This window comes from Bacillus sp. JJ1764 (assembly GCF_036962145.1).
Lineage (GTDB): Bacteria > Bacillota > Bacilli > Bacillales > Cytobacillaceae > Neobacillus.
This window is the reverse complement of sequence record NZ_JBALNY010000110.1, coordinates 1-7545: the sequence shown is the minus strand read 5'-3', so window position 1 is coordinate 7545 and position 7545 is coordinate 1. Positions and strand designations below refer to the sequence as shown.

The 7545-nt window shown below is 35.1% G+C and carries 5 protein-coding genes, 2 pseudogenes and 1 other annotated feature; of the genes and pseudogenes, 5 read left to right on the top strand and 2 right to left on the bottom strand.

Annotation, left to right across the window (positions count from 1 at the left end; translation table 11 throughout):
• Window positions 1-299: 299 nt before the first annotated feature.
• Window positions 300-516, bottom strand: a binding site (T-box leader).
• Between the two features lie 168 nt (window positions 517-684).
• Window positions 685-1449 (bottom strand): IclR family transcriptional regulator, encoded by a 765-nt coding sequence (locus V7083_RS15475; RefSeq protein ID WP_335479391.1) that lies wholly within the window; start codon window positions 1447-1449, stop codon window positions 685-687.
• A 363-nt stretch (window positions 1450-1812) separates the two neighbouring features.
• On the opposite strand from V7083_RS15475, the gene V7083_RS15470 reads away from it, so the two are divergent.
• Window positions 1813-2247: a dihydroxy-acid dehydratase domain-containing protein gene (locus tag V7083_RS15470; RefSeq protein WP_438823734.1), complete on the top strand. Its 435-nt coding sequence runs from the start codon at window positions 1813-1815 to the stop codon at window positions 2245-2247.
• A pseudogene (locus V7083_RS15465) lies at window positions 2244-2477 on the top strand (family 1 glycosylhydrolase); the annotation flags it as partial. The gene V7083_RS15470 and the pseudogene V7083_RS15465, both read left to right, overlap by 4 nt.
• 304 nt (window positions 2478-2781) lie before the next feature.
• Here V7083_RS15465 and V7083_RS15460 read toward each other — a convergent pair.
• Complete coding sequence (locus V7083_RS15460) at window positions 2782-4227, bottom strand: DEAD/DEAH box helicase (protein WP_335479388.1); 1446 nt, start codon at window positions 4225-4227, stop codon at window positions 2782-2784.
• A gap of 225 nt (window positions 4228-4452) precedes the next feature.
• Between V7083_RS15460 and V7083_RS15455 the strand changes: the two are divergent.
• The 3 genes and pseudogenes from V7083_RS15455 to V7083_RS15445 form a co-directional block, all read left to right on the top strand.
• A pseudogene (locus V7083_RS15455) lies at window positions 4453-4716 on the top strand (pyridine nucleotide-disulfide oxidoreductase); the annotation flags it as partial.
• A 94-nt stretch (window positions 4717-4810) separates the two neighbouring features.
• Window positions 4811-5290, top strand: coding sequence for a DinB family protein (locus tag V7083_RS15450; protein WP_335479385.1), 480 nt, complete (start codon window positions 4811-4813; stop codon window positions 5288-5290).
• A gap of 201 nt (window positions 5291-5491) precedes the next feature.
• Window positions 5492-7545, top strand: a 2054-nt coding sequence (locus tag V7083_RS15445) for a leucine-rich repeat protein (protein WP_335479383.1), incomplete at its 3' end; no start/stop codon positions are given.

Genomic DNA, 7545 nt, shown 5'->3' with positions numbered 1-7545 from the left:
GATTGTTCATCCGCTTAGCATTACCTAAGAGACTCGAGAGTGTAATTCGCAAATTTGTTTGTGCTAAGTTCCATCAACCCTTAGCTTTCTAAAAACAGGGACAAATTGCTACTTCGTTCCTTCATTGTCATAAAATATTAAATTTTACATTATAAAATTGATATAGATATGATTTTTCAATCAACAGTTTGAAAATTCTAGGTATCTTTTCCATAAAGAACATGAAAAGAATGACCAAAGATGCAATATTCGTCAAAACCTTTTGTAAAAAAAAAAACGTCCCCATGTCTAATAATAGACACAGGGACGATTAGTTAACCGTGTTACCACCCTAATTGTATTAATAGGAAAACTATTAATACCGCTCATTACAATAGTATCGGATTGTTCATCCGCTTAGAATTACCTAAGAAACTCGAGAATGTAATTCGCAAATTGTTTGTGCTAAGTTTCATCAACCCTTAGCTTTCTAAAAAACAGGGACAAATTGCTACTTCGTTCCTTCATCGTTTATTAAATATTAAATTTAGTTTTATTATATTGGAATAAATATAGTTTGTCAATCAATAGAAAGAAAAATTTTTATGAAATAATATTTTGGACCTCTCTTATAAAGACACGAAAATAATGATCAAAGAGGCAATTTCATTTTCAATTCTTATATTGTTTGTAAAGCCACAATCATTACGGTTGGGTATATCCAGCACGCTCAGATAACCTCTTAGCTAAATCCAAAATTTCTTGAATTGCCTTATCTTTTTTTTCATTCCAGCTATTTTCTAGCATTGTACAACATACTCCACAAATCAGCGAATTTTTATGGTTGTATACAGGTGCTGAAATACTATAACATCCTTGTAAATATTCTTCAGCATCAATAGTATAGCCAGACCACCTAGCCGACTCTAATTGGTTCCAAAGCTCACCTACTGTTTTTATTGTATTAGGTGTAAACTGTTCTAGCTCTTGGTCATTATAAAGGTCTATCAGCTCATAATAACTATATTTAATTAATTGGATTTTTCCGAAGGATGTTGCATGTGCTGGAAACTGCATACCAACATCGGTGGCTATTCGTACAATTGATTTCTTTTCTTGTGCTGCTAAACATAATACATTATTGCCGTTTAGAACTCCCAATAGAATATTTTCATCTAACTTTTCAAGTGTTTTTTCTGCTTCCATATTAAATGATTCTAATAAGCTAAAATTACGAGAATAAGCTGTAATATATGCTCCCAAGGTGGGTCCCAATTTATATGTGTTTCCTTTTTCTTTGGTAACCCATCCTAAAAATTCAAGTGTATTTAATATTGAGAAAATTGAACTTTTATTAATATTCAAGGATTTTGAAATATCTATCAATCTGAATTTTCCTGGTTCTTTAGCAATTAAATTCAATACTAGATTTGCCCGTTCGAGCGAACGCACCCAATATTTGTCATCCACAGTACCACTCCCGATATTATATCTATCATTTAGTGCTTTTGAACACTGTCAATATTTTATAAAGTTTATTAATATTATACCATTACTTAAATTAAAAGTTGGGTAATTTTTTCATCTTTATTGTGAATTGGAAAAAATGTATTACTCTAGCAAATTCCACGTGAAATTGGCTGTATTTTCGTAAAATCTTGAAATTATGCTTGTTGAGATTATATCTTAACGGCTATTTCGTTTTCAATACCATATCATAAATAGAGACAGTTTTTAGCCTTAATAATTGGAACTTATTTAAAGTAGCTTTTAAGAGCTGCTTTTTTTTAACCCTTTTATCACTTTCTAACATTTTTTTTAAAACCTTAAAGAATTCTTAAGATATCAATTGATGCCTTCAAGAATGCTATTTCTGTTCTTCTTGCCATGGGAGGTTCTGTAAACGACTGCCTCCAACTTCCGGCGATCGCCCATGAAGCGGGTGTGGAACTTCCTTTTGATATATTCGATGAAATTAGTTGGAAAGTCCCGTTTATTGCCAGCGTTACACCAAACAATAATGAATTTACGACAAACAATTTACAGAGGGCTGGTAGTATTCTGGCACTTATAAACGAACTTTCTGTTCATTTAAATTTAGATACATTGACAGTTATAGGTAGTACTGTCCGTGAAAACTTAAACGGATCTGCAGTGCTTGAACGTGAAATCAATTATTCATTGGAGAAACCAATTGACCATGAAGGCGGAATTGCTGTTTTAAAAGGAAATCTTGCTTGCCCTGCACGGGGCGTTTGTGAGCCCTGAAAATACACCTTGAACAGTGCCGTTTAGCCATCGGCGATGGTGTCCAATTATTTGGTTATTGCCCATGGTCGTACATGGATTTATTAAGCACAACTAGCGGTTTTAGAAAACGATATGGATTTGTTTACATTAATGGAACCGATGATGACAATATGGATCTACGAAGAATAAAAAAATATAGTTTTTATTGGTACCAAGAAGTTATTCACTCTAATGGACAAAAGCTCTAAAGAAATAGGGAGAATTGGATATGGTAGAAAAGACATAAAATGCCGCATAAATAGGTGCCGTGAACCTTATCATAAGTAAAATGAGGTAATTATTAGAAATAAATAAAATATAAAACCTTAAATTTATCATCTTGTGACATACTGACTTTTGTAATGGAATCAAATAACCCGACCATGAGACTTGGCATGAATAGTTTAATTTCATTAGGGTTTTTGGATTTGTGTTATCTTAAATCCAAATGTAGGCAAAATCCCCCTTATCTTTTAAAGTGAGGGGGATTTAAGGTATTACTGTTAAACAATTTTATTTAATTGCTTTGCTCACTTTTAACTTCTTTCCTTTGATAGTCGCATTCTCCATGGCTTGTAGAACTAGTGAACCCTTTCCGTTTAGAATATCAACATAGGACATAGTATCCTGTATGGTTATAATGCCAATATCATCTGCTGTGACTCCAGGGATTTTTGCGATCGTTCCTACAAAATCAACAGGACGAATTTTCTTCTTTTTTCCGCCGTTGAAATGGAGTTTCATAATACCTTGATTGATTCGGGCTGTTTTATTATTTTTTACAACTCTTCTGCCGCTAAGTTTTTCTTCGAAAGCAGCTTTTCCACCAGCCACTTCTTCAACTCTAGGAGCCTCTATAGTAGGGATCTCAAAGCCGATGTATTTTTCAATTGCTTTCATGAACTTGCCTTCAAAAGGTGTCGAAAACGTAATGGCTTTTCCTCTATTTCCGGCACGGCCAGTTCTCCCGGTTCGGTGTACATAGCTCTCTTTTTCCATAGGGACGTCATAGTTGATGACAAGTGTCACATTATCAATATCAATACCTCTGGCAGCTACATCGGTGGCCACCAGATAACGGAAGTTCCCCATTTTGAAGCCTTCCATAACAGCAAACCGATCTTCTTGTTCTAGTCCCCCATGGAGTCTTTCACAAGAATATTTAGCTTTTTCTAGTTCTTCATAAACGGCATCAACGTGTTCTTTGGTTCGGCAGAAAATGAGGCAGCTGTCTGGATTTTCTACAACTGTGACGTCTTTAAGGAGTGAAAACTTTTCCTCCTCTTTCACTTCAATTAAAAAATGTTCAATGGTATCGGCCGTTACCCCGGTTGTTCTAATCTCAATGTGAATGGGATCTTTCATATATTTATGGCAGAGATTTTCCACATCTTTAGGTAAGGTAGCAGAAAAGATCATCGTTACCCGATCTAAAGGAAGCTCTTTGATGATCGCTTCTACTTCATCGATAAAACCTCTATTCAGCATCTCATCCGCTTCATCTATGATGAGGAACTTTACTTGATCTAAAACTAGGGTCTCTCGTTCAATATGGTCTAGGACCCGTCCAGGCGTACCGACAACTACATGAGTTTTTTGTTTCAATTCTTCTTTTTGTTTCGTAAAAGGTTCTTTTCCATAGACGGCCACTGCTTTAATGCGTTTAAACCTTCCGATATTCGTAATATCTTCGCGGACTTGAACCGCAAGCTCCCTAGTTGGGGTAAGAATTAAGGCCTGTGGTTTTTTTTCCTCCCATTCAATCATTTCGCAAATAGGAATTCCAAAGGAGGCAGTCTTACCGCTTCCTGTTTGAGACTTTACGACTAGATCTTGATTTTCCAATGCTAATGGAATGACTTCACTCTGAACTTCTGTTGGGGTTTCGTATTTTAACAATGCTAGTGCCCTTTTTATTTCATCGCTTACATGATAATCCGCAAAACTTCTTTTACTCATTTTTTAACCTCGTTTTTTGTTTTTTCGATATATGAATAGAATTCTCTCCAAGAAATATCATATGCATTATCTGAATATGGTTCATTATACTTTAAAAGTGCCAGACACATCGGCTTTTATTTTAAATTTTAAATTAAAACTATGTGGATGGATTTCATTCTTTGGTAAAACTTTAGAGGTAAAATAGGCAATCCACTTTCCTTTAAGATAAAAAGAGGAAATTGTGGAAAGAAGATTATGGGTGAACGAGGCTTTATTGCATTTGGGGGTGAAGTGAAGTGGAACCTTGCGAAGCAATTAGGGGGCGGACTTCTTGAAAATCATCCTATTGTTGTCAACCCGCGAACCAAAATGACGAATATACCTGTATGGGCAGCAAGTGATGTGATTGTACATTTGGAACAAGTGACGATAGATATGGGTGAAGGTTCTGCAGCAACTATTTGGATACATAAGAGTTTAATGGATAAAAAAGAGGTTGGAGGATAAGGAGAGGATTCAAGTTAAACAGAAATTTAAACACCACCCGTAGTGGTGTAATATGCAAAAATTTAATCCGTGGCTTTGATTGAGGAGGAGTATTATGACGAAAGATATAGTGCTGAGACAAGTAGAAGTGGTTCGAGTCATTACTATCCAAAAATTGGAATACACCACAGAAGATGTGGCTGATATTATGCCTAAGGGATTTAATAATACGATCCGTTGGAACGTTGGTCATATTTTAATTGTACAGGATCAGCTTGCTTCGAACTTTGCAGGGTTAACGCAACAACTTTCCCAAGAATTTGTCACCCTATTTGGTAATCGGACGAAGCCAAGCGAATGGCAAGTTGAACCTCCAACGTTGCAAACCTTAACCTATGAATTAAAAAAGCAAACTGCTTACATCAAGGAATCTCTCGGCAACCGCCTGCAAGAAAAATCAAAAAAACCCTATGTACGGCTTGGTTTTAGGATGGAAACAATAGGAGAAATTCTCACGTTTAGTTTACACCATGAAGGAATGCATACTGGAGTTATTTATGCGATTCAACGGGCAATTGAAAGTTCCAACAATTGAAGAAGCAAGGGTGGCAACCCATTCACTTTTCTTGTGATAATTTGAACGGATATAACTTTTACCGGAGTTCCATTCGCCATAACTGTACGAATGGAGCGAAGAATGCCCTTTTTTGATTGAAGAAACAGAAAAGTGTAAAACCTCATTTAGATGCGTTACGGTGAACCGTATCATAAGTAACGGAGGTTTTTTGATAAACTTTTGTTTAACGGGAGTAAAAAAGAAATTAAAGAAAAAAAAGAAAAATACGATAATAGTAATAGTATTATAGTTTTATCTATTAAAAAAAATATTTTTATTTTTGATAGGAGGATAGAGATGAAAAACAGAAAAATGAAGAGGATATCGTCAATATTTGTTTTGATAAGTTTATTTGTAAACTTAAATGTCATGCCTGCTGCTGCAACAGGCACAGATGCAACTACAACAGGAACAGCAGCAACTACAACAGGAACAGCAGCAACTACAACAGGAACAGATGCAAATGGTTTTACTTGGCAGTCTGATGATGGAGTAACATATTCGATAACAGGTTATAACGGTAGTGATACAAATATTACAATACCCAGTTCCATAGATGGACATACTGTTACGAGTATAGGAAGTAATGCTTTTAAATACAAACCATTAACCAGTGTAACAATTCCAGATACAGTTACAAGTATTGGGAGTTTTGCATTTTATTATTGCTCGTCTCTTGTAAACATATCAATACAAAATAGTGTTACAAGCATAGGAGATAGTGCGTTTGCATATTGTATATCACTTCCGAATATCACACTTCCAACTAATCTAAGTAGTATAGGAAATTCTACCTTTCAAGATTGCAAAGCATTAACAGGAATAACAATTCCAAATAGTGTTACAAGTATTGGAACTTATGCGTTTTTGGAGTGCCTTTCTCTTACGAATATAACAATTCCAAATAATGTCACGCGCATTGGCGAAGGTGCGTTTAAGGACTGTAAGGCTCTTAGATCTGCGGTAATGCCTGATAGTGTAACAAGTGTAGGAAATTATTTGTTTTATAACTGTCAACTTTTGTCAAGTGTAAGATTGTCAAATAATCTTACGAATACCGGTGATTTTATATTTTACAATTGTTTCTCTCTTGAAGGAGTTACACTTCCAAGTAGTCTTACGAATGTTGGAAACAGTGCATTTGAAAATTGCACAGCTCTTAAAAATATAACAATCCCAAACGGCGTAACGAAAATTGGATATCGTGCTTTCATTATGTGCAAAGTTCTCGCAAACGTAACAATCCCAAACACTGTCAAAATCATAGATTTTAATGCATTTGCTCATTGTTATGCTTTTACAAATATAATAATTCCAGACAGTGTTACAAGTATTGGGGATTATGCATTTTATTATGATACATCTTTAACAGAAGTAACCATTCCCAAAAGTGTTTCTAGTATTGGCTTTTTAACATTCAGTAGTTGTAATTCGAATTTTAAAATGAAGGGGTTTGGAGGTTCTTACGCACAGATTTATGCAGGTAGTAACTCTATAGCATTCCAAGAATTGCCTACAATAAATTATACAGTAACATTTAACAGTGAAGGTGGAAGTGTTGTAGGAAGTGTAAAAGCTGATAATGATACTTTAATAACAGCACCAATAGAACCTACAAAAGCAGGTTATACTTTTGGAGGATGGTATAAGGAATTAACATGTATAACACCATGGAATTTTACAGCTGATAAAGTTGCAAGTAACATAACTTTATATGCAAAATGGATTAGTAATCCAGTGACACCTATAAATATAAAGTCAGTATCTACAGGATATAATAGTATAAGTACAAGTTGGAGTGCAGTAGCGGGAGCAAGTGGATATGAGGTATGGAGAGCAACAAGCAGTACAGGAACATATTCATTAGTGAATACAACGACAAGTACAAGTTATACGAACAAAGGATTAGCAACCGGAACAACATATTATTATAGAGTAAGAGCATATGCATTAAATGGAACAACCAAAGTATATAGTGGCTATTCACCAATAGTAAGTGCAAAGCCGGTTCCAGTTGCACCAGCAGGCGTAAAATCAACATCAACAGGATATAATAGTATAAGTACAAGTTGGAGTGCAGTAGCTGGAGCAAGTGGATATGAAGTATGGAGATCAACAAGCAGTACAGGAACATATTCATTAGCAGGGATAGTAGAAGGAACAGTATTAAGCTATAATAATATAGGACTATCGACCGGAACAACTTATTATTATAAAGTAAGAGCATATGCATT

Excerpts from the sequence above, each read along its gene's own strand:
- V7083_RS15460 (WP_335479388.1), bottom strand. The coding sequence starts at position 4,227 with ATGAGTAAAAGAAGTTTTGCGGATTATCATGTAAGCGATGAAATAAAA.
- V7083_RS15450 (WP_335479385.1), top strand. The coding sequence starts at position 4,811 with ATGACGAAAGATATAGTGCTGAGACAAGTAGAAGTGGTTCGAGTCATT.